At 70.2% G+C, this 25881-nt stretch carries 24 protein-coding genes; 12 read left to right on the top strand and 12 right to left on the bottom strand.

Going from position 1 to position 25881, the window contains the following annotated elements; translation table 11 throughout:
- Positions 1–429: 429 nt before the first annotated feature.
- Positions 430–1002, top strand: a complete 573-nt coding sequence (locus tag ACFUNE_RS08890; RefSeq protein ID WP_383564134.1) for a phosphatase PAP2 family protein — start codon at positions 430–432, stop codon at positions 1000–1002.
- Here the strand turns inward: ACFUNE_RS08890 and ACFUNE_RS08885 are convergent.
- The 8 genes from ACFUNE_RS08885 to ACFUNE_RS08850 form a co-directional block, all read right to left on the bottom strand.
- Positions 987–2813 (bottom strand): chitinase, encoded by a 1827-nt coding sequence (locus tag ACFUNE_RS08885; RefSeq protein WP_383564132.1) that lies wholly within the window; start codon positions 2811–2813, stop codon positions 987–989. The two genes, ACFUNE_RS08890 and ACFUNE_RS08885, sit on opposite strands and share 16 nt — an antisense overlap.
- Before the next feature lie 85 nt (positions 2814–2898).
- Entirely contained in the window at positions 2899–3360 is a 462-nt protein-coding gene (locus ACFUNE_RS08880) for a hypothetical protein (protein WP_383564130.1), read from the bottom strand.
- Positions 3361–3491: 131 nt separating this feature from the next.
- Positions 3492–4907 (bottom strand): NAD(P)/FAD-dependent oxidoreductase, encoded by a 1416-nt coding sequence (locus ACFUNE_RS08875; RefSeq protein WP_383564128.1) that lies wholly within the window; start codon positions 4905–4907, stop codon positions 3492–3494.
- Positions 4908–4928: 21 nt separating this feature from the next.
- Complete coding sequence (locus tag ACFUNE_RS08870; RefSeq protein ID WP_383564126.1) at positions 4929–5732, bottom strand: ABC transporter permease; 804 nt, start codon at positions 5730–5732, stop codon at positions 4929–4931.
- Complete coding sequence (locus ACFUNE_RS08865; RefSeq protein ID WP_383564124.1) at positions 5732–6664, bottom strand: ABC transporter permease; 933 nt, start codon at positions 6662–6664, stop codon at positions 5732–5734. Before ACFUNE_RS08865 ends, ACFUNE_RS08870 begins: the two co-directional genes overlap by 1 nt.
- Positions 6661–7812 carry an ABC transporter ATP-binding protein gene (locus ACFUNE_RS08860; protein ID WP_383564122.1) on the bottom strand — a complete coding sequence of 384 codons (1152 nt, stop codon included), beginning with the start codon at positions 7810–7812 and terminating at the stop codon, positions 6661–6663. Before ACFUNE_RS08860 ends, ACFUNE_RS08865 begins: the two co-directional genes overlap by 4 nt.
- Before the next feature lie 50 nt (positions 7813–7862).
- Positions 7863–9113 carry a spermidine/putrescine ABC transporter substrate-binding protein gene (locus ACFUNE_RS08855; protein WP_383564120.1) on the bottom strand — a complete coding sequence of 417 codons (1251 nt, stop codon included), beginning with the start codon at positions 9111–9113 and terminating at the stop codon, positions 7863–7865.
- Positions 9114–9162: 49 nt separating this feature from the next.
- Positions 9163–10677, bottom strand: coding sequence for a gamma-aminobutyraldehyde dehydrogenase (locus ACFUNE_RS08850; RefSeq protein WP_383564118.1), 1515 nt, complete (start codon positions 10675–10677; stop codon positions 9163–9165).
- Positions 10678–10897: 220 nt separating this feature from the next.
- On the opposite strand from ACFUNE_RS08850, the gene ACFUNE_RS08845 reads away from it, so the two are divergent.
- Entirely contained in the window at positions 10898–11437 is a 540-nt protein-coding gene (locus tag ACFUNE_RS08845) for an NADAR family protein (RefSeq protein WP_383564183.1), read from the top strand.
- A gap of 82 nt (positions 11438–11519) precedes the next feature.
- On the opposite strand, the gene ACFUNE_RS08840 is transcribed toward ACFUNE_RS08845, so the two are convergent.
- Positions 11520–12233, bottom strand: coding sequence for a DUF4190 domain-containing protein (locus tag ACFUNE_RS08840; protein WP_383564116.1), 714 nt, complete (start codon positions 12231–12233; stop codon positions 11520–11522).
- Positions 12234–12351: 118 nt separating this feature from the next.
- Here ACFUNE_RS08840 and ACFUNE_RS08835 point away from each other — a divergent pair, with 118 nt between their 5' ends.
- From ACFUNE_RS08835 to ACFUNE_RS08810, 6 genes are all read left to right on the top strand, one after another.
- Positions 12352–13386 (top strand): adenosine deaminase, encoded by a 1035-nt coding sequence (locus ACFUNE_RS08835; RefSeq protein WP_383564114.1) that lies wholly within the window; start codon positions 12352–12354, stop codon positions 13384–13386.
- 22 nt (positions 13387–13408) lie between these two features.
- Complete coding sequence (locus tag ACFUNE_RS08830) at positions 13409–14113, top strand: glycerophosphodiester phosphodiesterase (protein ID WP_383564113.1); 705 nt, start codon at positions 13409–13411, stop codon at positions 14111–14113.
- Between the two features lie 36 nt (positions 14114–14149).
- Entirely contained in the window at positions 14150–14971 is an 822-nt protein-coding gene (locus tag ACFUNE_RS08825) for an SAM-dependent methyltransferase (protein ID WP_383564111.1), read from the top strand.
- A 116-nt stretch (positions 14972–15087) separates the two neighbouring features.
- Positions 15088–16179 carry a sensor histidine kinase gene (locus ACFUNE_RS08820; RefSeq protein ID WP_383564181.1) on the top strand — a complete coding sequence of 364 codons (1092 nt, stop codon included), beginning with the start codon at positions 15088–15090 and terminating at the stop codon, positions 16177–16179.
- Positions 16176–16907, top strand: a complete 732-nt coding sequence (locus ACFUNE_RS08815; RefSeq protein ID WP_383564109.1) for a response regulator — start codon at positions 16176–16178, stop codon at positions 16905–16907. The genes ACFUNE_RS08820 and ACFUNE_RS08815 overlap by 4 nt, the downstream gene beginning before the upstream one ends.
- 71 nt (positions 16908–16978) lie before the next feature.
- Positions 16979–18178 carry a serine hydrolase domain-containing protein gene (locus ACFUNE_RS08810; RefSeq protein WP_383564107.1) on the top strand — a complete coding sequence of 400 codons (1200 nt, stop codon included), beginning with the start codon at positions 16979–16981 and terminating at the stop codon, positions 18176–18178.
- Positions 18179–18181: 3 nt separating this feature from the next.
- Here the strand turns inward: ACFUNE_RS08810 and ACFUNE_RS08805 are convergent, their stop codons facing one another.
- The 3 genes from ACFUNE_RS08805 to ACFUNE_RS08795 form a co-directional block, all read right to left on the bottom strand.
- A complete protein-coding gene (locus ACFUNE_RS08805; protein ID WP_383564105.1) occupies positions 18182–18691 on the bottom strand; it encodes a hypothetical protein in 510 nt (169 codons plus the stop codon).
- 200 nt (positions 18692–18891) lie between these two features.
- Positions 18892–20055: a spermidine/putrescine ABC transporter substrate-binding protein gene (locus tag ACFUNE_RS08800; protein WP_383564179.1), complete on the bottom strand. Its 1164-nt coding sequence runs from the start codon at positions 20053–20055 to the stop codon at positions 18892–18894.
- Between the two features lie 235 nt (positions 20056–20290).
- Complete coding sequence (locus ACFUNE_RS08795) at positions 20291–21730, bottom strand: gamma-aminobutyraldehyde dehydrogenase (RefSeq protein WP_383564103.1); 1440 nt, start codon at positions 21728–21730, stop codon at positions 20291–20293.
- Positions 21731–21907: 177 nt separating this feature from the next.
- On the opposite strand from ACFUNE_RS08795, the gene ACFUNE_RS08790 reads away from it, so the two are divergent.
- The 4 genes from ACFUNE_RS08790 to ACFUNE_RS08775 all read left to right on the top strand — a co-directional run bounded on the left by ACFUNE_RS08790 (position 21908) and on the right by ACFUNE_RS08775 (position 25873).
- Positions 21908–22399, top strand: coding sequence for an Lrp/AsnC family transcriptional regulator (locus ACFUNE_RS08790; protein ID WP_187281839.1), 492 nt, complete (start codon positions 21908–21910; stop codon positions 22397–22399).
- Positions 22384–23763: an aspartate aminotransferase family protein gene (locus tag ACFUNE_RS08785; protein WP_383564100.1), complete on the top strand. Its 1380-nt coding sequence runs from the start codon at positions 22384–22386 to the stop codon at positions 23761–23763. Before ACFUNE_RS08790 ends, ACFUNE_RS08785 begins: the two co-directional genes overlap by 16 nt.
- A 227-nt stretch (positions 23764–23990) precedes the next feature.
- Entirely contained in the window at positions 23991–24728 is a 738-nt protein-coding gene (locus ACFUNE_RS08780) for an ABC transporter ATP-binding protein (protein ID WP_383564098.1), read from the top strand.
- Positions 24710–25873, top strand: a complete 1164-nt coding sequence (locus tag ACFUNE_RS08775; RefSeq protein WP_383564096.1) for a hypothetical protein — start codon at positions 24710–24712, stop codon at positions 25871–25873. Before ACFUNE_RS08780 ends, ACFUNE_RS08775 begins: the two co-directional genes overlap by 19 nt.
- Positions 25874–25881 lie beyond the last annotated feature (8 nt).

Here is a 25881-nt window from a genome sequence, read left to right as displayed (position 1 = left end):
GGACCTCCTGAACTCGGGCGGGGACGTCATCGAGCAGGGGTCGGCGCGCCACTGATCGGGGCTAATCACCCCCACGCCGGCCGCCGCTCCCGGGAGCGGCGGCCGGCGTCGGCGTGAGGGCGTGTGAAGAAGGTGTGCGGGGGCGATGGCGGGTTACCGTTGTGCCTTCCGGCGCATCCTTCCTCTGACGTACGGTTTTCCCAGATGAGAGAAACACCCCGCCCGCAGGGGACTGCGGGTGATGCCGGGCCGGTGCTCCCCCCGCACCGTTCCGGCCGTGCCATCGCGCACACCGCTGGAGCTTCGGGCTCCGGGACTCCTCACCGATCGGATGGCCGCCCGCCCCACACCCCCCGGGGCGCGCGGCAACCCGATCCGACCGGCCACCTCGGAACAATCCCCCCTGTTCCCCGGTGGCCGGTTCTTCTCGTGTGGGCGTCCGTCGCGCTGCCGGTGCTCTTCCTCGTGATCACCTGGCAGGTGCTGGCCGACGGCCCGCTGCTGGATCCCGACGAGCGGCTCGGCCTGGAGCTGGCGGGGCGCGGCCCCGCAGGACTCACCGATCTCTTCGCCGACCTCGGCAACATGCAGGTGGCCGTTCCCGTGCTGGCGTGCGCGGTCGTCGTGTCGTGGCTCCGCCGTGCCAGGCGCGCCGCGCTGTGCGCCGTCCTGACCATGGCCGCCGTACCGGCGCTCGTCGTCCCGCTCAAGCTGTGGACCGACCGCCGGGGTCCGCTGACGGAGGCGACGGGCTACTACCCCTCGGGGCACACAACCACGGCGATGGTGGCCTACGGGGCGGCGGCGCTGCTGCTGGCCCCGTACGTGAAGCGGTCATGGATGACGCTCGTCGCCGCCGTCCTGCTGACGGCGGCGACGAGCGTCGGTCTGGTGCTGCGCGGCTACCACTGGCCGTTGGACGTGGTGGCCGCCTGGTGCCTCGGCGGAGTGCTGCTGATCGCCCTGCGGGTGGGAAGCAGGATCGGTCAGCCGCCGAAGTAGGCGTCGAAGTTCTTCGAGAACTCCCAGTTGTTGAAGCGGTCCCAGTTGATGGACCAGGTCATCAGCCCGCGCAGACCGCTCCAGGTGCCGTGGGTCTGGTAGGTGCCGCAGTCGGTCTTCTTCGTCAGGCAGTTGAGCGCCTTGGTGACCTCTGCGGGCGAGGTGTGGCCGTTGCCGGCCTGGGTGGACGCCGGGAGGCCGAAGGCCACCTGCTCGGGGCGCAGCGCGGGGAAGACCCTGGTCTGGTCGCCCGCGACGGGGAAGCCGGTGAGCAGCATGTCGGTCATGGCGATGTGGAAGTCGGCGCCGCCCATGGAGTGGTACTGGTTGTCGAGGCCCATGATGGAGCCGGAGTTGTAGTCCTGGACGTGCAGCAGGGTGAGGTCGTCGCGCAGGGCGTGGATGACGGGCAGGTACGCCCCGGCGCGCGGGTCCTGGCCGCCCCAGGGGCCGGAGCCGTAGTACTGGTAGCCGAGCTGCACGAAGAAGGTCTCGGGGGCCATGGTCAGGACGAATCCGGCTCCGTATTTGGCCTTGAGCGTCTTCACCGCGGAGATCAGGTTCACGATGACCGGAGTCGTCGGGCTGCGGAAGTCGGTGTCGCCCGTGGCGAGTGAGAGCGAGTGGCCCTCGAAGTCGATGTCCAGGCCGTCGAGGCCGTAGGTGTCGATGATCTTGCTGACGGAGGTGACGAAGGCGTCACGGGCCGCGGTCGAGGCGAGCTGCACCTGGCCGTTCTGGCCGCCGATCGAGATCAGCACCTTCTTGCCCGCGGCCTGCTTGGCCTTGATGGCGGCCTTGAACTCCGCCTCGGTCTCCACGCCCGGGCACTCCGCGACGGGGCAGAGCGAGAACCGGATGTCTCCGGAGGTCACGGAGGTGGGCTCGCCGAAGGCGAGGTTGATGACGTCCCACGAGTCGGGGACGTCGGCCATCCGCGTGTAGCCGGAGCCGTTGGCGAAGCTGGAGTGGAGGTAGCCGACGAGCGCGTGGGCCGGGAGGCCCGCGTCGCTCCCGCCCCCGCCGCCTGCCGCCGTCGTGGCGCTCACGGCCGCCGACTTCGGCGACTCACCGGCGGAGTTGACGGCCGAGACCTGGAAGCTGTGCGCGGACGACGCCGCCAGCCCCGTCACGGTGGCGGAGGTGCCGGTGGTGTCGAGGACCTTCGTACCGGACCGGTAGACGCGGTATCCGGTGGCTCCGGCCGACGCCGTCCAGGACAGCGGGACGGAGGAGGCGGTGGCCGTGCCGGCCTTGAGCCCGGTGGGGGCGGCGGGCACGGCGACGGGGGTGCCACCGGGGCCGACGAGGGTGAGGTCGTCGGCGTAGTAGGCGGGGGTGCCGTACCAGCCGTGGGTGTAGACGGCCACCGACGTGGTCGAGGGGCCGGTTTTGAACGTGGTGGTGAGCTGCTTGTACGCGCCGGCGGACTGGGTCCAGGTGGAGACGTCGGTGGTCCCCGTGCCGGAGGCCCCCAGATAGACGTAGCTCCCCTGCACCCAGGCACTGAGCGTGTAGGTGGAGTCCGGCTTCACCGTGACCGTCTGGGAGCACCGGGCGTTGTCACTGCCCGCGGGGGTCGCCTTCAGCGCGGAGGTCCCGCCGTGGACGGGTGTACTGACGGCCGCGCCGCTTCCGCCGGAGCAGCTCCAGCCGTCCAGCCCCGCCTCGAAGCCGCCGTTGCGGGCGAGATCGGCGTCGGCCGCTCCGGCCGCCGGGGCTGTGGCGAGAAGGGCGCCGGTGGCGAGAAGGACCGCCGAGAATGCGGCGAGAAAACCGGAAGATCTCATGGGTGGTCCGCTACGTTCCACAACAGCCTCCGTGCAAGGGGGAATTGAGCCGTCCGCGGACAACATGGTCCAGACCAATCATGTTGTCAAGACCTCTGGCGGTGACTCACCTCCCGCCTCCCCGCGCGCCGCGGGCCGCGGCGGCCTCGTGCAGGGCCAGCTCCAGAAGGGTCGCGTCGGTGAGGGTGCCCGAGCCGTCCGGCGGGATCAGCCACCGCACCCCGCCCACGGTGCTGCCCGGCCGGGGGACGACGATCCACGTCCCCCCGCCGACCCCGCGGATACCCGTCCCGACCCAGCGGGCAGCTGTCCCCGGGGGCACGAAGAAGCCCATCCTGGAGTCACCGAAGTCCGCAAGGACGGGACCGGGCCGGTCGATGAGACGCGTAAGCACATCGAGCGTCGGATAGCCGAGCTCCCCCGGGACGATCAGCACGTCCCAGCGCTTCCCGGCGGGGAGGAGCGCCATCCCGTGCGGGTCGCGCTCCCACTCCCTCCGGCAGGCACCCGGATCCGGTGCCACCGATACGAGCCATGCGACCGCGGCTTTCGCCCCCGTGCCGGTCATGGACTGCCTCCCTCTCCCGTGGGCACCGGCAGGGTCCTGCCGGTGCGTTCACGGGGAGAGAGGGCGCCGGGAGCGGATCATGACGCGGGTTCGGGCATCCGTCTCCGGTGACCTGCGTCACGGGCGAGCGGTCAGCTGTCGAAGCCGAGGCCCAGCCCGTCCATGGCCCTCAGCCACAGGTTGCGGTGTCCGCCGTTGCTGTCGGCCCGGGCCAGGGACCGCTTGGTGATCTCGATCCCGGCCCAGGCGAAGGGCTCCGGCGGGAACGGCATCGGCTTGGAGCGGACCATCTCCAGCCGGGTCCGCTCGGTCTCCTCGCCGGAGAGCAGGTCGAGCATCACATCCGCGCCGAACCGGGTGGAGCCGACGCCCAGGCCCGTATATCCGGCGGCGTACGCGACACGTCCCTGATGGGCCGTGCCGAAGAAAGCGGTGAAGCGGGAACAGGTGTCGATCGCGCCGCCCCAGGCATGCGAGAAACGCAGTCCGGAAAGCTGCGGGAAGCACGCGAAGAACTGCCCGGCGAGTTTCAGGAATGTCTCCGGCCGCTGATCCAGATCGGCACTGAGCCGGCCACCGTAGGGATAGATCGCGTCGTATCCGCCCCACAGGATCCGGTTGTCCGCGGACATCCGGAAGTAATGGAACTGATTCGCGCTGTCTCCGAGCCCCTGGCGCCCTTTCCAGCCGATGGACGCCCGTTGCTCCGGGGTGAGGGGCTCGGTCATCAGGGCGTAGTCGTAGACCGGCACGGTGTACGGGCGGACACGCTTCACCAGTGAGGGGAAGACGTTGGTCCCGAGCGCGACCCGGCCGGCGAAGACCCGGCCGTACGGGGTGCGGACGGCCATGCCGGAGCCGGAGCGGACGAGGTCCAGGCCCCTGGTGTGCTCGTAGATCCGTACGCCGAGGTCACGGCAGACCCGCTTGAGGCCCCAGGCGAGTTTGGCCGGGTGCAGCATCGCGACGCCGCGCCGGTCCCAGAGACCGCCGAGGAAGGTGGGCGAGTCGACCTCGGCACGCACGGCGTCGCGGTCGAGGAAGTCGATGCCGGTGATGCCGCGCCTCTGGAGCTCGTCGTGCCATTCCCGCAGCTCATCGAGGTGATGAGGCTCGGTGGCGACATCGATCTCACCGGTGCGCTCGAACTCGCAGTCGATGCCGTAGCGGGCCACGGCCTCCTCGATGGCGTCGAGGTTCCTCCCACCGAGATCCTCCAGCGCGCCGATCTCCTCCGGCCAGCGCTCCAGGCCGTTGGCCAGGCCGTGGGTGAGCGACGCGGCGCAGAATCCGCCGTTGCGGCCCGAGGCGGCCCATCCCACCTCGTTGCCCTCGATCAGGACGACGTCGCGCCCGGGGTCCCGCTCCTTGGCCAGCAGCGCGGTCCAGAGTCCGCTGTAGCCGCCGCCGACGACCAGCAGGTCGCAGCGCTCGTCCCCGGTCAGGGCGGGGAGAGCCGGCGGCCTTGCCGGGTCGTCGAGCCAGTAGGAGACGGGACGCGTGTCGGAAAGCGATTGTGCTGCGGTACGCATGGCATTCGGTGCCATGGTTTCCAACTCCTTCGGGTTCTATTTTCCCGCATTGCTCTTCCGCCGGTCGGCTACGAGCTGACCGGCGAGAACCACCGCCACGGCAATGACGAACATGGCCGTACCGATGACGTTGATCTGTACGGGTGTTCCACGCTGGGCCGATCCCCAGACGAACATGGGGAAAGTGACCGTGGAGCCCGCGTTGAAATTGGTGATGATGAAGTCGTCGAAGGAGAGCGCGAAGGCGAGCAGCGCTCCCGCGGCGATTCCGGGCGCGGCGATGGGGAGCGTCACCCGGACGAAGGTCTGGACGGGGCCCGCGTAGAGGTCGCGGGCGGCCTCCTCCAGCCGCGGGTCCATCGACATGACGCGAGCCTTGACCGCTGTCACCACGAAGCTCAGGCAGAACATGATGTGGGCGATCAGGACGGTCCAGAAGCCGAGCTGGGCGCCCATGTTGAGGAAGAGCGTGAGGAGCGAGGCGGCCATGACGACCTCGGGCATGGCCATCGGCAGGAAGATCAGCGAGTTGATCGTGCCGCGCGCCCGGAACCGGTAGCGGACCAGCGCGAAGGCGATCATGGTGCCGAGCGCCGTGGCTCCCAGCGTCGCCCAGAACGCGATCTGGAGCGACAGGGAGAGCGAACCGCACATGTCTGCGACACCGCAGGGGTCCTTCCACGCGTCCAGGGAGAACTCCCGCCAGGCGTAGTTGAAGCGTCCCTTCGGCTTGTTGAAGGAGAACACCATCACGACGGCGTTCGGCAGGATCATGTACGCGAGGGTCAGCACCCCCGCGAGGACGACCAGGTTCCGGCGTATCCATCGGAGTACGGGCATCAGACCAGGTCCTCCGTGCCGGAGCGGCGGATGTAGACGGTGACCATGAGCAGGACGACCGCCATCAGGATGAACGAGAGGGCGGCGGCCGTCGGATAGTCCAGGACCCGCAGGAACTGGCTCTGGATGACGCTGCCGACCATCTTGGTGTCGGTGGAGCCGAGGAGTTCCGCGTTGACGTAGTCGCCGCTGGCCGGGATGAAGGTCAGCAGGGTGCCCGAGACGACGCCCGGCATGGAGAGCGGGAACGTCACCTTGCGGAACGTGGTGGCGGGGGTGGCGTAGAGGTCGCCCGCGGCCTCGTGCAGCCGGCCGTCGATCCGCTCCAGGGAGGTGTAGAGCGGAAGGATCATGAACGGCAGGAAGTTGTACGTGAGACCGCAGACGACGGCCATCGGGGTGGCCAGGACGCGGTTGTTCTCGGTCCAGCCGAGCCAGCTGGTGACGTCCAGGACGTGCAGGGTGCCGAGCACGTCCACGACCGCGCCGCCGTCGGCGAGGATGGTCTTCCAGGCGAGCGTGCGGATCAGGAAGCTGGTGAAGAACGGCGCGATGACCAGCACGAGCACCAGGTTCCGCCAGCGGCCGGCCTTGAAGGCGATCAGATACGCCAGCGGGTACCCCAGCAGCAGGCAGAGGACCGTGGCGGTGCCCGCGTACAGCAGGGAACGGATGAACTGCGGGTAGTAGTCGCGCAGCGCGTCCACGTACGTCCGGAAGTGCCAGGTGACCTCGAAGCCCTGCTCCAGAGACCCGGTCTGCACCGAGGTCGAGGCCTGGTAGACGAGCGGCAGGGCGAAGAAGACGACCAGCCACAGGATGCCGGGGAGCAGCAGCCAGTAGGGCACGAGCCGTTTGCGGGTGGAGGGCTTGCGGAGCTTCGGCTCCCCGGATCCGGTGGGCGGCGCGGGCGGCGCTTCGGTGAGGCTCACGCCGCGTCCTCCTTGCTCGCCGCGCCCGCGTCGATGTCCTGGTCCGCGTCGAGCCCGAAGGTGTGTTCGGGGTTCCAGTGCAGGACGACCTCGGAGCCGGGAAGGAGACCCTCGCGCCTGTCGACGTTCTGCTCGTACACCTGGAGGGCCGTTCCGGCCGGGCTCTCCACCACGTACTGGGTGGAGACCCCGATGAAGCTGGAGTCCACGATGCGGCCGGTGACACGGTTGCGGCCGGCGGCTATCGCGTCCGCGTCGGCCGCGTGGGCCAGGGATATCTTCTCGGGCCGGATGCCCAGCAGAAGGCGTCCGCCGTTGGTGGTGGGAGCCTGACAGCGCTCGCTCGGCAGGGAGAGTCTCCCGCCGCCCGCCGCGACGACGACCTCGCTGCCCGCGGAGACGATCTCCCCCTCGATGAGGTTGGAGGTGCCGAGGAAGTTGGCGACGAACGTGCTGCGCGGGTTCTCGTAGAGGTCGGCCGGGGCACCGAGCTGTTCGACCCGGCCGCCGTTCATCACCGCGACGGTGTCGGCCATGGTCATGGCCTCCTCCTGGTCGTGGGTGACATGGATGAACGTGATGCCGACCTCGGTCTGGATCCGCTTCAGTTCGAGCTGCATCTGGCGGCGCAGCTTGAGGTCGAGGGCGCCCAGGGGCTCGTCGAGGAGGAGGACCTGGGGGTGGTTGATGAGCGCGCGGGCCACGGCGACGCGCTGCTGCTGCCCTCCGGAGAGCTGGTGCGGCTTGCGGTGGGCGAAGTCGCCGAGCTGGACGAGGTCCAGCATCTCGCCGACCTGCTTCTTGACGGACTTGATGCCGCGGCGGCGCAGCCCGAAGGCGACGTTCTCGCTGACGTCGAGGTGGGGGAAGAGCGCGTAGCTCTGGAAGACGGTGTTGACGGGCCTCTTGTACGGGGGCAGGCCCGTGATGTCGCGTCCGCCGAGCGAGATCGTGCCGGTGGTGGCCTCCTCCAGGCCCGCGATCATCCGCAGGGTGGTGGTCTTGCCGCAGCCGGACGCGCCGAGCAGCGCGAAGAAGGAGCCCTGCGGGACGGTCAGGTCGAGGGGATGCACTGCGGTGAAGGAGCCGTAGGTCTTGCTGATCCCGGTGAGACGGACGTCGCCGCCCGCTGTCTGCTGCTGAGTCATGGGTCGCGGTCCCAGTGGTGTCGGAGGAGATCGGGAGGGGGACGGTCCGGTCAGGCGCCGATGAGCTTGGCGAACTTCTCCTCGTACGCCGTCTCTTCCGCGGAGCTGAGGGAGCGGAAGGCCCGTGACTTCGCGGCCATCGCCTTGTCGGGGAGGATCAGGGTGTTGGACGCCATGGACTCGTCGATCTTCGCGAGCTCCGTGGCGACCCCGTCCACGGGACAGACGTAGTTGATGTAGGCCGCGAGCTGCGCGGCGACCGGGGGCTCGTAGTAGTAGTCCATGAGCTTCTCGGCGTTGGTCTTGTGCCGTGCCTCGGCCGGGACCAGCATGTTGTCGCTCGAGGTGATGTAACCGGCGGCCGGTATCGCGAACTTGATGTCCGGGTTGTCGGCCTGGAGCTGGATGATGTCGCCGGCCCAGGCCACACAGGCCGCGATGTCGCCCTTGCTGAGGTCGGCGGTGTAGTCGTTGCCGGTGAACCGGCGTATCTGCTTCTTGTCGACGCCCTTCTGGAGACGGCCGATGGCGGCGTCGTAGTCGGCGTCGGTGAACGAGCCGGGGTCCTTGCCCATGTCCAGGAGCGTCATGCCGACCGAGTCGCGCATCTCGGAGAGGAAGGAGACCTTGCCCTTGAGCTTCGGGTCGTCCAGCAGCTGGGTGATGGAGTCGACCTTGCGGCCACCGGTGGCCTTCGCGTTGTAGGCGATGACGGTCGGGATGCCGGTCCAGGGGTAGGAGTAGGCGCGTCCCGGGTCCCAGTCGGGCGTACGGAACTGGGGCGACAGGTTCGCGAAGGCGTGCGGGAGGTTCGCGTGGTCGAGCTTCTGCGCCCAGCCGAGCCGGATGATGCGGGCGGCGAGCCAGTCCGTCACGATGATGAGGTCGCGGCCGGTGTCCTGGCCCGCGGCGAGCTGCGGCTTGATCTTCCCGAAGAACTCGACGTTGTCGTTGATGTCCTCGGTGTACTTGACCTTGATCCCGGTGCGTTTCGTGAACGCGTCCAGCGTCGGACGGCTCTTCTCGTCCTCGCTGACGTCCATGTACTCGGTCCAGTTGGAGAAGTTGATCTGCTTCTCCGCCGCCGAGTGGTCGTCGGAGGCAGCCGCCGCGTCTGCTTCGCGCCTGGCGGGAGGGATGCCGCACGCGCTCAGGGTGCCGAGGCCGCCGAGCGCGAGGGCGCCCATGCCCGATGCCCTCAGAAGCGAACGGCGGGTGAGGGCTCCCCTGCCGTGGGTGAGGCTGCGCCTCATGGCGGCCAGCTGTGGCGCGGAGAGGCGCTCGGGCTCGTACTGCTCCATACGCGTGTGCCCTTCCGGGTGGGTGGGGCCGCCGGTCGGCGGCCGCTCTCTATCGGTCCCCGAAGACGGTGCGGTGCCAGTCCTTCCGGGCCACCGCGGTGTTGTCGTACATGACGTGCTTGACCTGCGTGTACTCCTCGAAGGAGTACGACGACATGTCCTTGCCGAAGCCGCTGGCCTTGTATCCGCCGTGCGGCATCTCGCTGATGATCGGGATGTGGTCGTTGATCCACACGCAGCCCGCCGCGATCTCGCGGGTGGCGCGGTTGGCCCGGTACAGGTCGCGGCTCCAGGCGGAGGCGGCCAGCCCGTACGGGGTGTCGTTGGCGAGGCGGATTCCCTCGTCGTCCGTGTCGAAGGGCAGCACCACGAGGACCGGGCCGAAGATCTCCGAGCTGACGATCTCGCTGTCCTGGGCGGCCCCCGTGATCAGGGTCGGCAGGTAGTAGGCACCGTCGGCGAGCGCGCCGCCGGGGGCCTCGCCGCCGGTGACGACGGTGGCGTAGGCACGGGCGCGCTCGACGAACCCCGCCACCCGGTCACGCTGCTGGTGGCTGATCAGCGGGCCGAGATCGGTCGACGGATCGAAGGGGTCGCCGAGCCGCACACTCTCCATCAGTGCGGCGACACCGCTCACGAACGCGTCGTACAGGGGGCGCTGCACGTAGGCCCTGGTGGCGGCCGTGCAGTCCTGGCCGGTGTTGATGAGGGATCCGGCGACCGCCCCGTTGACCGCGGCGTCGAGGTCGGCGTCGTCGAAGACGAGGAAGGGCGCCTTGCCCCCGAGCTCCAGGTGCAGGCGCTTGACGGTCTCCGTGGCGAGCGAGGCGACCCGCTTGCCGACCTCGGTGGACCCGGTGAAGGAGGTCATCACGACGTCGGGGTGGCCCACGAGGTGCTCCCCCGCGTCCCGGCCGGCACCGGAGACGATGTTGATCACGCCGTCGGGGATGCCCGCCCCCGTGGCGGCCTGCGCGAACATCAGCGAGGTCAGCGGGGTGATCTCGGCGGGCTTGAGCACGATCGTGTTGCCCGCCGCGACGGCCGGGAGGATCTTCCAGGCGGCCATCTGGAGCGGATAGTTCCACGGTGCGATCGAGCCGACGACCCCGATGGCCTCCCGGCGCACGTAGGAGGTGTGGTCGCCGCTGTACTCGGCGGCCGAACTCCCCTCCAGGTGGCGTGCGGCGCCGGCGAAGAAGGAGGCGTTGTCCACCGTGCCGGGGACGTCGAACTCGGTGGAGAGCTTGAGGGGCTTGCCGCACTGCAGGGACTCGGCGTACGCGAAGTCGTCCGCCTGCTCCGCGAGTACGGCGGCGAAGCGGTGCAGCGCCTCGGAGCGTTCGCCCGGGGTGAGCCCCGCCCAGCCGGGGAACGCCCCGCGGGCTGCGGCCACGGCGGCGTCGACGTCGTCGGTGCCCGCCAGTTCGTAGCGGAGCACCGTCGTGCCCGTCGCGGGGTCCACCACTTCCTGGTGGTGTCCTGACGTGCCGTGGCGCAGGCGTCCGCCGATGTACTGCGCCCCCTCGGCGAAGCGGTCCTGCACCTGGAATCCGTTGCCCATGACGCTCTCCTCCGCCGTCTCCCTGAACAGGGGCGCGGCGTAGCTTCTTCGCGAATTGAGTGCCGATCCTGACAGAGGGACCCTCCACCAACAAGGGATTCCGTTGTTTCCTTTTGGTTACGCGACGGAATCTGTCGACGTTGTGTCGCGTGAACAAGGAAATCCCCATACCTGCTGTCAGTGGCGGATGCCAGACTCGGCTGCCATGGGACAGGAACACATGGACGGCCTGCTGGCGCGCACGGCACGCGGTGAGCGTGTGAAGTACCTGCCGTTCTGGGGACACAGGCCCCGCCCGGACGGTGGGCTCGGGGAGAGCTGCCTCAGCCAGTGGTGGCCGGCCCCGTTCACGGTGGACTCGGTGACCTACGCCTCGGCCGAGCACTGGATGATGGCCGGCAAGGCGCGGCTCTTCGAGGACGCGGAGGCCGAGGCTCTGGCCGTCGCGGCGACCAGCCCCGCGGCGGCGAAGAAGGTGGGCCGGCTGGTCAAGGGCTTCGACGACGGCATATGGGCCCGGGAGCGGTTCGCCCTGGTCGTCGAGGGCAGCGTCCACAAGTTCGGCCAGGATCCCGCGCTGCGCGCCTACTTGCTGGGCACGGGCGAGCGCGTCCTCGTCGAGGCCAGCCCGATGGACCGTATATGGGGGATCGGCCTCACCAAGGACGATCCGCGCGCCGCGGATCCGGCGTCCTGGCGCGGGCTGAATCTGCTCGGCTTCGCGCTCATGGAGGCGCGTGCGCGGCTGCGCGCGGGGTGAAAGGGCCCGTGTCCGGGCCCGGGGACGTGTTTCCCCGGGCCCGGGAGAGCGTGTCCCGGGCCCGGGAAGCGTTCGCGCGAGGTCAGCGCGAGGCGCCGACGACCAGTGACGTCGCGTACGGGTCGTAGTCGTAGTCACTGCCCGAATCGTCGTTGGCGACGGCCCAGATCAGGAAGCCGAGGAAGACCGCGCTGATGACGATCGAGATCGACCCCAGGATGATCCCGGCGAGCGCCATGCCCGCGTTGGTCGCCTCACCCCGCTTGGCGCGGCCCCGGCCGATGATGCCGAAGATCAGGGCGAGGATGCCCAGGATGATGCCGAACCCCCACATGCAGAAGCCGACCACCGCGATGATCCCCAGGACCATCGCAGCGATCCCCAGCCCGTTCGCCGGCGCCGGGCCCCAGGGCGGCTGGCCTCCGTAGCCGGGGTATCCCGGGTAGCCGTAGGACGGCGACGGAGCGGCCGGAGCCGCCGGGTAGCCGTACGCCGCGGAGGGTGCGGCCGGGGCTGCCGGATAGCCGTACTGACCCGGCTGGCCCGGCCCGTTCGGCCCGACCGGCGGCGCGGGCACCGGGGGTTGCTGCGGGCCGAAGGCTCCCGCGGGTCCGGTTCCGGGTATGGGGCCGTGGCCCCCGTCCGCGCCCGACATCGACGTCATGGTCGGCTGGTCGTGCACGGCGGGCGGAACCGCGTCCGCGGGCTGCTTGCCCAGCTCGACCCTGCTGTCCGGCGGAGCCCACGGATCGCGCGGCGCGCCCTCGCCCCCGGGATGCTGTGTGTTGTCTGACATGGGCCTCCCCCATCGTGGTCCCGCCATGCTACGGCCCGGCACACGGCCGCAGGGCCCCGCCTACGATGAACGGTGCAGCCGGTACGCCCGGCCGAAAACAGAGATCCGGGAGTATCCGATGAACGATCTGCACCCCTTCATCGCGGGGCTGCCCAAGGCCGAACTCCACGTCCACCACGTCGGGTCGGCGTCACCCCGCATCGTGGCCGAACTCGCGGCCCACCACCCAGACTCCAAGGTCCCCACGGACCCGGAGGCATTGTCGGACTTCTTCACGTTCACCGACTTCGGGCACTTCATCGACGTCTACCTCTCGGTGGTGGACCTGATCCGTACCCCCGAGGACGTCCGGCTGCTGACCTTCGAGGTCGCCCGGGACATGGCCCGGCAGAACATCCGGTACGCGGAGCTGACCGTCACGCCGTTCAGCTCGACCCGCCGGGGCATCCCGGAGGAGGGCTTCATGGAGGCCATCGAGGACGCCCGCAAGGCTGCCGAGGCCGAGCTCGGCGTCGTCCTGCGCTGGTGCTTCGACATCCCGGGCGAGGCCGGTCTCGAGGCCGCCGAGGAGACGACCCGGCTCGCCGTCGACCTGCGGCCCGAGGGGCTGGTCTCCTTCGGTCTCGGCGGGCCCGAGGTCGGGGTGGACCGGCCGCAGTTCAAGCCGTACTTCGACCGTGCGATCGCCGAAGGCCTGCACTCGGTCCCGCACGCCGGGGAGACCACGGGCCCGCAGACGATCTGGGACGCCCTCACCGCGCTGCGCGCGGAGCGCATCGGGCACGGCACCAGCTCCACCCAGGACCCGAAGCTGCTGGCCCACCTCGCCGAGCACCGCATCGCCCTGGAGGTCTGCCCGACGTCGAACATCGCCACCCGTGCCGTCGCGGACCTCGACCGGCACCCGATCAGGGAGATGGTCGAGGCGGGCGTCCTCGTCACCGTCAACAGCGACGACCCGCCCATGTTCGGTACCGATCTCAACAACGAGTACGGGGTGGCGGGCCGTCTGCTCGGCCTGGACGAGCGCGGCCTGGCCGATCTGGCGAAGAACGCGGTGGAGGCATCCTTCCTCGACCCGGCCGGCAAGCGGACGCTGGCCGCGGAGATCGACACGTACACGTCGAACTGGCTGGGGGCCCCGGGCCGGTGACCCCTCCGGTCACAATGGCCCCATGACCACCACCGTCACCGCCGTGGCCCACCGCGGCGATCCCTACCGTGCCCGCGAGAACACGCTCCCCTCGGTCCGCTCCGCCGTGGACCGGGGGGCTGACGCCGTCGAGATCGACGTCCGCGTCACCCGGGACCGGGTGCCCGTACTGCTCCACGACTCCACGCTGAAGCGCCTGTGGGGCCACGACGTCCGGCTCGACCGGCTGGATCACCGGGAGCTGACGGAGAGGACCGGCGGCGGGGTGCCGACCCTGCGCGAGGCGCTGTCCGCCGCCGGGGACCGCCGGATCATGCTCGACCTGCCCGGTGCGACCGACGCGTCCGTGCGGGACATCGTCGGGGTCGTGCGGGAGTGCGGGGCCCAGGAACGCGTCTACTACTGCGCGGACACACACGCGATGCTGAAGGTGCGCGCGGCCGATCCGTCCGCCGAAATCGCGCTGACCTGGACGACCCTCGCGCCGCCGCGCGCCGTCCTGCTCGAAGCGGTACGGCCCCGCTGGCTGAACTACCGTTTCGGCCTGCTCAGCCGCGGGCTGGCCGACCGCGTCCACGCCGACGGGCTCCTCGTCTCCGCCTGGACGGTGGACACCCGGCGCACGATGCGGCGGCTGCTGGCGTACGGCGTCGATTCGATGACCACCAACCGGATCGATGCGCTCCGCAGCCAGTTGGCCAACTCGGGTTCTGTGGAAGCCTCTTGATCGATCCGGCATCATGGGCGGTCCGTACCGTCCCTGATGCCAGGAGCAGACGTGACCGAGACCGGCCCCCGTACCGCACCCTCCCGGGTCCGTGCCGACATCGCCCACAACGCGCGGGTGTGGAACCACTGGCTGGGCGGCGGCGACAACTACCCCGTCGACCGCGCGGTGGGCGACCGGGTCACCGGAATGTACCCGAGCATCGGCGAAGTGGCCCGTGCCGACCGGGCGTTCCTGGGGCGGGTGGTGCGTCATCTGGCCGGTGACGCGGGGATCGGGCAGTTCCTGGACATAGGCACCGGGCTGCCGACCGCGGACAACACCCATGAGGTCGCCCAGCACACCGCTCCCGACGCACGGGTCGTCTACGTCGACAACGACCCGATCGTCCTGGCCCACGCGCGCTCCCTGCTCACCAGCTCACCCGAGGGCGCCACCGAGTACGTCGACGCGGACGCCCGGGACCCCGAGCGGATCCTGCGTGCGGCCGGGCGGACCCTGGACCTCCGGCGTCCGGTCGCGGTGATGATGCTGGGCATCCTCAACTTCGTCCTGGACACGGACGAGGCGCGGAGCATCGTGACGCGGCTGATGGACGCCCTGCCGCCGGGCAGCCATCTGGTCCTCACCCACCCCACGCTGGAGATGGGCGGGGAGGGCAACGAGGCGGCGATGCGCTTCTGGAACGAGAACGCCACCCCGCCGATCACCGCCCGCAGCCGGTCCGATTTCGCCTCGTTCCTCGACGGCCTGGAGATCCTTGAACCGGGCATCGTGTCCTGCTCCCGCTGGCGGTCGGGCCCCACGCCCCGGACCCCGGAGGTGGCCCAGTTCGGCGCGGTGGGCCGGAAGCCCTGATGCGAAGACCCCGGGTGCCCGGCCTCCGGCCGCCGGGGCCGTGGTCCCGGTGGCTGCCGCGGGACGCGTGGGCCGCCGACATCGGCGTCACCCTGCTGGTGCAGGCCGCGGTGACCATGCCGTTCGTGGTGCCCCGCTCCACCGGCCTGCCGCCGGCCACCTGGGCGGCGTACGGGCTCACGACACTGACCGTACTGCCGTTGGTGGCCCGGCGGCGAGCACCTGCCGCCGTACTGCTGACCGTACTGGCGGCGGGCGCCCTCTACAGGTTCGGCGTGGACGGTCCGGGGCAGCCCCTGCCGTACACCGGGCTGGTGGCGTTCTACACGGTGGCCGAGCTGTCCTCGCCGCGGCTGCGGTCGGCGGTCGCCGTGCTGGTGTCGGCAGCGGTGTTCCCGTCGGTGGCCTGGAACACGGGTGAAGCCAGGGAGCTGCTGTTCTCCCTGTTCGTGTTCGCCGCCGCCTACGCCTTCGGCCGGTTCACGCACACGCGCAAGGCGTACATCCGCGCGATGGAGGACCGGGCACGGCAGCGGGAGGTGACGCACCGGATCGAGGCCGAGCAGGCGGCGGCCCGGGAGCGGGCCCGGATCGCGCGGGAGATGCACGACATCCTGTCCCATGCGGTGAGCCTGATGATCGTGCAGGCGGAGGCCGGCCCGGTGGCGGTGCGCTCGGCCCCGGAACGCACGGAGGCCGCGTTCGACGCCATCTCGGAGACCGGCAGGGACGCCATGGTGCAGCTGCGCCGCATGCTCGGGGTGCTGCGGGAGGACGGCCCCGGGGACCTGGCGTCACCGCGCGCCCCGCAGCCCTCGATGGCCGAACTGCCCGGTCTGGTGGACCGGGTGAGCTCCGGAGGCCCCGAGGTCACCTGCACGGTGACGGGTCAGCCCGGCCCGTTGCCGGCGGACACCGGGGCCACGGTCTACCGGATCGTGCAGGAGGCGTTGACGAACGTCGTCAAGCACGCCCGCGCGGACCGTGTGGCGGTCGAACTGGCCCACTCGCCCATGGAGCTGACCGTCACCGTCACGGACGACGGCCGCGGGCCGGGCACCACCACCGGTCTGGGGCTGATCGGCATCCGCGAACGGGCCGCCGCACACGGCGGGAGGGCGACGGCCGGTGCGGGTCCCGGCGGCAGGGGGTTCCGGGTGCATGTCGTCATTCCCCTTGTAACCTCCCCTCAGGGGGTGGGGAGTTGACGATCCGTGTGGTGGTGGCGGACGACCAGGAACTGGTGCGCAGCGGCTTCGCGATGATCCTGGACGCACAGCCGGACATCGAGGTGCTCGCCGAGGCCGGGGACGGTGCTCAGGCTCTCGACGCGGTACGCGGACTGCGCCCCGATGTCGCGCTGCTGGACGTCAGGATGCCCGTCATGGACGGGATCGAGGCCTGCCGTGCGATCAGCACCCTGGGCGGCTGTCGCACCGTCATGCTGACCACCTTCGACTCGGACGACTACGTCTACGAGGCGCTGCACGCGGGCGCGAGCGGTTTCCTCCTGAAGGACGTACGGCGGGACGACCTGGTGCACGCGGTACGGGTGGTGGCGGCCGGTGACTCGCTCGTCGCGCCGTCGGTGGCACGCCGGCTCATCGCCGAGTACACCTCCCGGCCACCGCGGGGCAGGTCGGCTTCCGAGCCTGCCCGGCTGGACGTCCTCACCGCCCGTGAGCGCGAGACCCTTCTCCATCTGGCCCGGGGGCTGTCCAACGCGGAGATCGCGGCGGCGCTGGTGCTCAGCGAGCACACGGTGAAGACCCACGTGGGCAATGTGCTGTCCAAACTGGGCCTGCGGGACCGCGTCCAGGCGGTCATCTGCGCGTACGAGACGGGGCTCGTCGCTCCCTCGCCCGGGGGAGAGAATTCCGCCGCCTCCCCCGCCCGGGTGAGACGACCTCCCCCGCACGACCCCTCGCTCGGGTGATCCGCCGGGGCCGCCGGATCAAGAGGATGGAGCCATCGAGCAGCACGGACTTCATCTCCCGGAGGCACCCGATGAACACACGCACCCGCACGTTCCTCGCCACCGCCCTGGTCCTCGGACTGGCGGCGGGGCCCGCCGTCTCGGCGGCGTCGGCCCGCGTCACCACTGCCGGGGAACACGTGCGCGCGCACGCCGTCCCCCCGGCCGACGCCGAAGCCCTGAGCGCGGCGATCTCCGGGCTGCCCTCCACCGAAGACGCCACCGCCGCACTCGTACGGGTGAGCGGATCCGACGGCAGCTGGCGCGGCAGCTCCGGCGTGCACGATCTGGTCTCGAACCGTCCGGCCGACCCGTCCGCGCGCTTCCGGGCCGGGTCGGTGACCAAGGTCTTCACCGCGGCGGCGGTCCTTCAGCTGGCCGGTGAGCGGAAGCTGGACCTGGGCCGGACGGCCAGGCACTACCTGCCGGACCTGATCCCCGCGGCGTACGGGCAGGTCACCGTGCGGCAGCTGCTCAATCACACCAGCGGGATACCGGCGGCCGAGATGCCAGGCGACACCCTGGAGGAGTGGTACGCCCACCGCTTCGACCTGCACACCCCGCGCGGCATGGTCGCCTCGGCGACGGCGCAGGATCCGGAGTTCGCCCCCGGCGACAGCCAGCACTACCTCAACATCAACTACACGGTGCTGGGGCTGCTGATAGAGAGAGTGACCGGCGACTCGTACGCCCATCAGGTGGGTCAGCGTGTTCTGCGGCCGCTGGGACTGCGCTCCACGTCGTTCCCCGGCGCCGACCCGGACATACGGGGCCCGCACAACCACGGGTACCAGGTCTTCGGCACGCCGGACGGCGGTACGGAGCTGCGGGACGTGACGGTGTGGGGCACGACGGACGGCTGGGCCGCCGGGGACATCGTGTCGACCACGGCCGATCTGGAGCGCTTCACCCGGGCGCTGTTCTCCGGCCGGGTCGTGCGCGGACCGCTGCTGGAGGAGATGTTCACCCTGCCCGACGAGTCGGTGCTCACCTTCGGGACGGGCGGGCCCGCCCAGTTCAGCGCGGGTCTGAGCGTGCTGAATCTGGGCGGACGTGAGGTGTGGGGGAAGACGGGCGGCCGCTACGGCTACAACACGGCGGTGGCTGCCACCCGCGATCTCTCCAGGATGCTCGTGTACAGCGTCAACTCCACGGACGCGAAGGGCCGGGACGTCAACGCCACCGCCATGGACGTCGTGGTGGCCGCATTCGGGGCCCCGTCGGCCGGGTGAGTCTCAGGCCGGCACGGCTGCCGCCGTCTCCAGGCGCTTGATCATGCGGTGGACGACGAGCAGGGGAATGACGCCGAAGACCCCGAAGGACATGTCGATGACGGTCCACCAGAAGGGGATGTCGCGGATCGGTCCGCAGATCAGGGCGAGCGGGATGATCCCCGCGCAGGCGATCATCCCGAACTCGATGACCCAGATGTTGCGGACCGGGTCGCGGTAGGGGCCGTAGAAGGCGACCGCGATGACGAGGTGGGCGAAGGCCAGCCAGTCGGTGCCGTACAGCACGAAGGGGTAGTTCGCGTCGGCCTCGTCCAGGCCGGTGCGGACCCTGGTGATCCACTCCGCCAGGGCCGGGAAGTGCTCGGGCACGGGAGAGGCGGAGGCGTTCAACAGGTCATCGGCCCAGTGGAGTTCGGTGACCAGCGGGAAGGCGGTGAGCCCGCTGAGCACCAGACACACGATAAAGACGACCAACCACACGCGTATGCGCCGCAAGAGGGCTCGCTCGCTCATGGCCGCAGCTTACGCCTGGCATGAACGCGTTCAAAAACGGGGGTGGCCACGCACCGCGGGTCACCGGTCGCCGGTCGTCGCCACGGCCGACGACAAGGCGGTCGCGGCCCCGGGGAGGACGTGTACCGGGGTGGCCGTCCGCGACCGCACGGACGCGATCCACTGCAGGACGTACGACATCTTCGGCTGAGAGCGGTCCCTCAGAGACCGACGAGGGAGTTCCACTTCTTCGCGAACCCGGTGCGCTCCTCGGAGGTGATGTCGCGGGCGATGGCGAGCCGTGCGCGCATCGCGCGGTCGGGGAAGATCAGCGGGTCCTCGGCGAGCGCGGCGGTCTCCTCGTCCTTGGAGGAGGCCAGGATCTCCCGGGCAGCGGGCACCGGGCAGACGTAGTTGACCCAGGTGGCCAGTTCCGCCGCGACCTCCGGCTCGTAGTAGAAGTCGACGAGCTTCTCCGCGTTCCGCTTGTGCCGGGCGAGGTCGGGGATCATGAGGGACTCCGACCAGAGCTCGGCGCCCTCCTCGGGGACCACGAACTCGATGCCGGGGTTGTCGGCCCGGAGCTGGATGACGTCCCCCGAGTAGGCCTGGCAGGCGAGCACATCCCCGTTGGCCAGGTCCTTGATGTAGTCGTTCCCGGTGAAACGGCGGATGTGGCGGGACCTCACCCGCCTCTCCACCTGCTCGCACATCTCGTGGAAGTCGTCGGCGGTCCAGCGGGTGATGTCGGCCCCGTTGCCCTGCATCAGCAGGGCGAAGGCCTCGTCGAGCCCGGACAGCAGGGTCACCCTGCCCCGCAGGTCGTCCGCCCAGAGCTCGCCCGTGTGCCGGATCTCCCGGCCGAGCTTCTCCCTGTTGTACGCGATGCCGGTGATGCCGGACTGCCAGGGCACGCTGTGCGTGCGCCCCCGGTCGAAAGCGGGCGTGCGCAGCTGGGGGTCCAGGTGCGCGGCGACGTTCGGCTGCCGCGACCGGTCCATCTCCTGGACCCAGCCGAGCCGCACGAACCGGGCCGCCATCCAGTCGCTGATGACGACGAGGTCCCGGCCCGTCGGCTGGTGGTTCATCAGCGCCGGACTGATCTTCCCGAAGAACTCGTCGTTGTCGTTGATCTCCTCCGTGTACGTGACGGAGATCCCGGTGCGGCGCGAGAAGGCGTCGAGCGTGGGCCGCTTCGACTCGTCCTCGTCGTCGGTGTCGATGTAGAGGGGCCAATTGGCGAAGTGCAGCGAGCGTTCGCTGCCCGACCGGTCGCGGCCCGCCCGGTCACCGGGCTCCACGTAGGCGGCGGGCACGCCGCAGGCGGCCAGAGCGGCACCGGCCGGTCCGGCACCGAGGGCTCTGAGGAGGGAACGACGGGACATGAGGTGGTCCGGTATCGAGCGCACCCGCGCAGCATGTCGGTCCGCTGCCGCGCCGGGCAATGGACCAACCGTCCAGCGGGAGCGGCCGGTTGCGCACATCCTGTCCATGTCGCCGGCTGCCCGGCACCTGCCCGGCGGAGCCGGTGCGGCGTCCGGGAGCACGGCAGGGGACGGGGCGGGGACACACGAACGGCCCTGGACGCCGCCCGGGGCCGTTCGTCACCGCTGTGGCCGGTCAGTCGTCGAGCGACGTCATGACGTGCTTGATGCGGGTGTAGTCCTCGAAGCCGTACGCGGAGAGGTCCTTGCCGTAGCCGGACTTCTTGAACCCGCCGTGCGGCATCTCGGCGACGAGCGGGATGTGGGTGTTGATCCACACACAGCCGAAGTCGAGCTTCTTGGACATCCGCATCGCGCGGGAGTGGTCCTTGGTCCACACCGAGGAGGCCAGGGCGTACTCGACGCCGTTGGCGTACTCGACGGCCTGGGCCTCGTCCGTGAAGGACTGGACGGTGATGACGGGCCCGAACACCTCGTGCTGGACGATCTCGTCGTCCTGGCGGAGGCCGGAGACGACGGTCGGGGCGTAGAAGTAGCCCTTGTCGCCGACCCGGTGACCGCCGGCCTCCACCTTGGCGTGCGCGGGGAGCCGCTCGATGAAGCCGCTGACCTGCGTCAGCTGGTTGGCGTTGTTGAGCGGGCCGTACAGCACGTCCTCGTCGTCCGGCAGGCCGGTCTTCGTGTCGGCCGCAGCCTTGGCGAGCGCGGTGACGAACTCGTCGTGGATGGACTCGTGGACCATGACACGGGTGGCGGCCGTGCAGTCCTGGCCCGCGTTGAAGTAACCCGCCACCGAGATGCCCTCGACGGCCTTGGCGATGTCGGTGTCCTCGAAGACGACGACCGGGGCCTTGCCCCCGAGCTCCAGGTGGACCCGCTTGACGTCCTTGGCGGCGGACTCGGCGACCTGCATGCCGGCCCGCACGGAGCCGGTGATGGACGCCATCGCCGGGGTCGGGTGCTCCACCATCGCGCGGCCGGTGTCACGGTCGCCGCAGATGACGTTGAAGACGCCCTTGGGAAGGATCTGCCCGATGATCTCGGCGATCAGCACGGTCGACGCCGGAGTGGTGTCGGAGGGCTTGATGACGACGGTGTTGCCCGCGGCGAGCGCCGGGGCGAACTTCCACACGGCCATCATCATCGGGTAGTTCCACGGCGCGACCTGGGCGCAGACGCCCACCGGCTCGCGGCGCACGATGGAGGTGAGCCCCTCCATGTACTCGCCGGCCGAGCGGCCTTCGAGCAGCCGGGCGGCACCCGCGAAGAAGCGGATCTGGTCCACCATCGGCGGGATCTCTTCGGTACGCGTGAGCTCCAGCGGCTTGCCCGTGTTCTCCGACTCCGCCGCGACGAGGTCCTCGGCCCGCTCCTCGAACGCGTCCGCGATCTTGAGCAGTGCCTTCTGGCGCTCGGCGGGCGTCACGTCGCGCCAGGCGGGGAACGCCGCCGCGGCGGCGTCCATGGCGGCATCGACATCGGCCTGCCCGGAGAGCGGCGAGGTCGCGTAGACCTCTTCCGTCACCGGGTTGACCACGTCGATGGTCCGCCCGTCCGCGGCGTCCCGGAACTCTCCGTTGATGTAGTTGCGCAGGCGGCGCACCTCGGTGGTCACAACCACCCCTCCTGTCGACTGTCCGATGGGTGAGACTTCCACACTAAACCGTTGGGTGACGCTTTCGACATACCCAACCGCCGTGAACTTCGGATTCAGTGAGATTCAGATGCTCAGACAACGAATTTCATCGATTCAGGCTTGCCAGACAGACGAGGCGCAGTGCAGAGTGGAGGTGTGGCCAGTCGCAGCGCAGACTCCAGGACCGGGAACGGATCGTCACCAGCGGTCGATGCCGTCTCCCTCGCAATCATCGAACAGCTCCAGGAGGACGGGCGCCGGCCGTACGCCGCGATCGGCAAGGCCGTGGGCCTCTCCGAGGCCGCCGTGCGCCAGCGCGTGCAGAAGCTGCTCGACCAGGGCGTGATGCAGATCGTCGCCGTCACGGACCCGCTCACCGTGGGACTCCGGCGCCAGGCGATGGTCGGGATCAACGTCGAGGGCGACCTCGACCCGGTGGCCGAGGCCCTGTCGGCCATGGCCGAGTGCGAGTACGTGGTGATGACCGCGGGCTCCTTCGACCTCATGGTGGAGATCGTCTGCGAGGACGACGACCACCTGCTGGAGACGATCAACAAACGCATCCGGGCCATACCCGGAGTGCGCTCCACCGAGAGCTTCGTCTACCTCAAGCTCAAGAAGCAGACCTATATGTGGGGAACCCGATAGCCGTGAGCAAGGACCTCAGCCGAACCGCGTACGACCACCTGTGGATGCACTTCACCCGCATGTCGGACTACGAGAACGCGCCCGTTCCCACCATCGTGCGTGGCGAGGGCACCTACATCTACGACGACAAGGGCAAGCGCTACCTCGACGGTCTCTCCGGGCTGTTCGTCGTCAACGCCGGACACGGCCGCCACGAGCTCGCCGAGGCGGCGTACAAGCAGGGCCAGGAGCTGGCCTTCTTCCCGGTGTGGTCCTACGCGCACCCCAAGGCCGTCGAGCTCGCGGAGCGGCTGGCCCAGCACGCCCCGGGCGACCTCAACAAGGTCTTCTTCACCACCGGCGGCGGCGAGGCGGTCGAGACCGCCTGGAAGCTGGCCAAGCAGTACTTCAAGCTCAAGGGCAAGCCGACCAAGTACAAGGTCATCTCGCGCGCGGTCGCCTACCACGGCACCCCGCAGGGCGCCCTGTCGATCACCGGACTGCCCGCGCTCAAGGCCCCGTTCGAGCCGCTGGTGCCCGGCGCGCACAAGGTGCCGAACACCAACATCTACCGCGCCCCGCTCTTCGGTGACGACCCGGAGGCCTTCGGCCGCTGGGCCGCGGACCAGATCGAGCAGGAGATCCTCTTCGAGGGCCCGGACACCGTAGCGGCGGTCTTCCTGGAGCCCGTGCAGAACGCCGGCGGCTGCTTCCCGCCCCCGCCCGGCTACTTCCAGAGGGTTCGGGAGATCTGCGACCGGTACGACGTGCTGCTCGTCTCCGACGAGGTCATCTGCGCGTTCGGACGCCTCGGCACGATGTTCGCCTGCGACAAGTTCGACTACGTACCGGACATGATCACCTGCGCCAAGGGCATGACCTCGGGATACTCCCCCATCGGTGCCTGCATCATCTCGGACCGGCTGGCCGAGCCGTTCTACGAGGGTGACAACACCTTCCTGCACGGCTACACCTTCGGCGGCCACCCGGTGTCCGCCGCGGTCGCACTCGCCAACCTCGACATCTTCGAGCGCGAGGGCCTCAACCAGCACGTCCTGGACAACGAGAACGCGTTCCTGACGACGCTGCAGAAGCTGCACGACCTGCCGATCGTCGGCGACGTCCGCGGCAACGGCTTCTTCTACGGCATCGAGCTGGTGAAGGACAAGGCCACCAAGGAGACCTTCACCGACGAGGAGACCGAGCGCGTCCTCTACGGCTTCCTCTCCAAGGCGCTGTACGAGAACGGCCTCTACTGCCGTGCCGACGACCGCGGCGACCCGGTCGTCCAGCTCGCGCCGCCGCTGATCTCCGACCAGTCGACCTTCGACGAGATCGAGGGCATTCTGCGGAGCGTCCTGACGGAGGCGTGGACGAAGCTCTGACCCACGCCACCGACTGCCGTCGGCACCGCTTCCGGCAGTCATTTCATACGGTCCACGCGGCCCGGATGCCCCCGTTCGAGTGAGAAGGGGGGCATCCGGGCCGCGTACTGTCCCGACACCCCGGTCCGGCTGCCTAGCGTGCCGAGTGACTGATCGGCTGCGTTTTCGTTGTATTCGTTCCCCCGTACGGGGGAACAGGCAATCTGATCCGAACCGAGGTGTACGCCATGGTGGCCCCGCCCGACAACGACGTGATCTGGGCACGTTCCCTGCACCACTCCCACAACGGATCGCCGGGGCTCGGCGGTGTGTCGCTCGGCGTCCGCGACGGCGAGATCCTCGCCGTGGCCGGGCCCCGGGGGTGCGGGAAGACGACCCTTCTGCACTGCCTCTCCGGCCAGCTGGTCCCCGATCAGGGCGAGGTCTGGTTCAACAGCGTGCCCGTGCACACCATGGGCCCCCGGCTGCGCGAACAGCTCCGCCGCGACAGATTCGGCTGGATCGCGGCCGAGCCGCAGCTCGTCCCGGAGCTCAGCACCTGGGAGAACGCCGCCCTGCCGCTGCTGCTGCGGGGCGTCTCGCACCGGGCGGCGAAGAAGGCCGCCACCGAGTGGCTGGAGCGCCTGGACATCGGCCCGCTCGCCAAGAAGCGGCCGCACACCCTGCTCCAGTCGCAGCGCCAGCGGATCTCCGTGGCCCGTGCGCTGGCCGCGTCCCCGTCCGTGATCTTCGCGGACGAACCGACCGCGTCCCTGCACTACGCCGAGCGCGCGCAGCTCCTGCGCACCCTCACCACCGCGGCACGGTCCCACGGGATCACCGTCGTCCTCGCCACCCACGACGCGGAGGTCGCCGCACTCGCCGACCGTGTGGTCAGCATGCTGGACGGCCGCCGCGTCAACACCGTCTCCCTGCCCGCCGCGTCCGATACGGAAGGCCGCTCGGCGTGCTCGCTCTCCGTCTGACCCGCGGCTCGCACCCTCTGGTCCTGATGCGCCGGCTGATGCTCGCCGCCGCGTCGGCCGGGGTCGGCTTCCTGCTCCTGTGCACGCTGGGATACGCCTCCGGGCACCCGGCGAACGCGTCGAGTTCCGTACTGCGGCTGCTGTGGTGCGCCGTACCGCTCGCCGCGACCGTCCAGTTCGCGGTCGCCGTCGCGCGGACGGATCCGAGCACCCGCCCGAGGCCCGCGCTCTTCGCGGCCGGCCTCGGCCCGGCCCGTCTCGCGGTGCTGGCGGCGATCTCGACCGCGGTGTCCACCACCTTGGGATCGGTGGTGGCGCTGCTCTTCTTCCTGCACCTGCGCGGCGATCTGAGCGGTCTGCCGTTCGACGGCGGTGCGGCGGAGTTCCTGGGCGCGGGCACCCCGCTTCCGCTCGCCGCGGCGCTGACCCTGCTGGCCCTCGTGCCGCTGGCCTCGTCCGCGGCCGGCGGGCTCGCCCTGCGCTCCAGGCCGGTCGCGCCGTCGGAGGCACAGGAGGCCGAGGAGGATCTCGCCCCGTCCCCGACACCGACGGGACTGCCCTGGGGAGTCGCGCTCACCGCGGCCGGCCTCGCGGTCGAGGCGTACACGAGCCGCGGTGCGGCGGGCAGCCCCTTCCCCCTGCCGGGGCGGCTGGACGCCACCCCGGCGGCCGTCCTCGTGGGCTGGACACTCACCGCGATCGGCCTGGCCATGGCGGGGCCCGGCCTGACCTACCTGTGCGGACGGCTGCTCCAGGCGGTGCGCCCGGGAGCCGTCCGGCTCCTGGCGGGCAGGGTCCTGATGGACGAGGCCTCCCGCATCGGCCGGCCCCTGGGAGTCGTCTGCGCCGTGGTGTCAGGGGTGATCGCAGCCTCCGTGCTGTACACGGGCGGGCCCCGCCCCTTCGGTCCGCTCACCGCGCTCGGCGCCGTGCTCGTCATCGGCTGCACGCTGGCCACGCTGCTGACCACCGCGCTGGAGGCCAAGCAGGCCCGTGCCCGTACGGCTGCGACGCTGCTGCGACTGGGCGCCCCCGCCTCCGCGCTCCGCACCGCCGCCGCCCTGCGGGCGCTGGTGCTGCTGGCCGTCTTCGTACCGCTGACCTGGGCGATCGCGGAGCTCGCGGCGCTCCCTCTGACGGGGTGACCACCGCC

The organism is Streptomyces sp. NPDC057287 (assembly GCF_042667905.1).
Taxonomy (GTDB): Bacteria; Actinomycetota; Actinomycetes; order Streptomycetales; family Streptomycetaceae; genus Streptomyces.
This window is presented reverse-complemented; position numbering and strand designations above follow the sequence as displayed.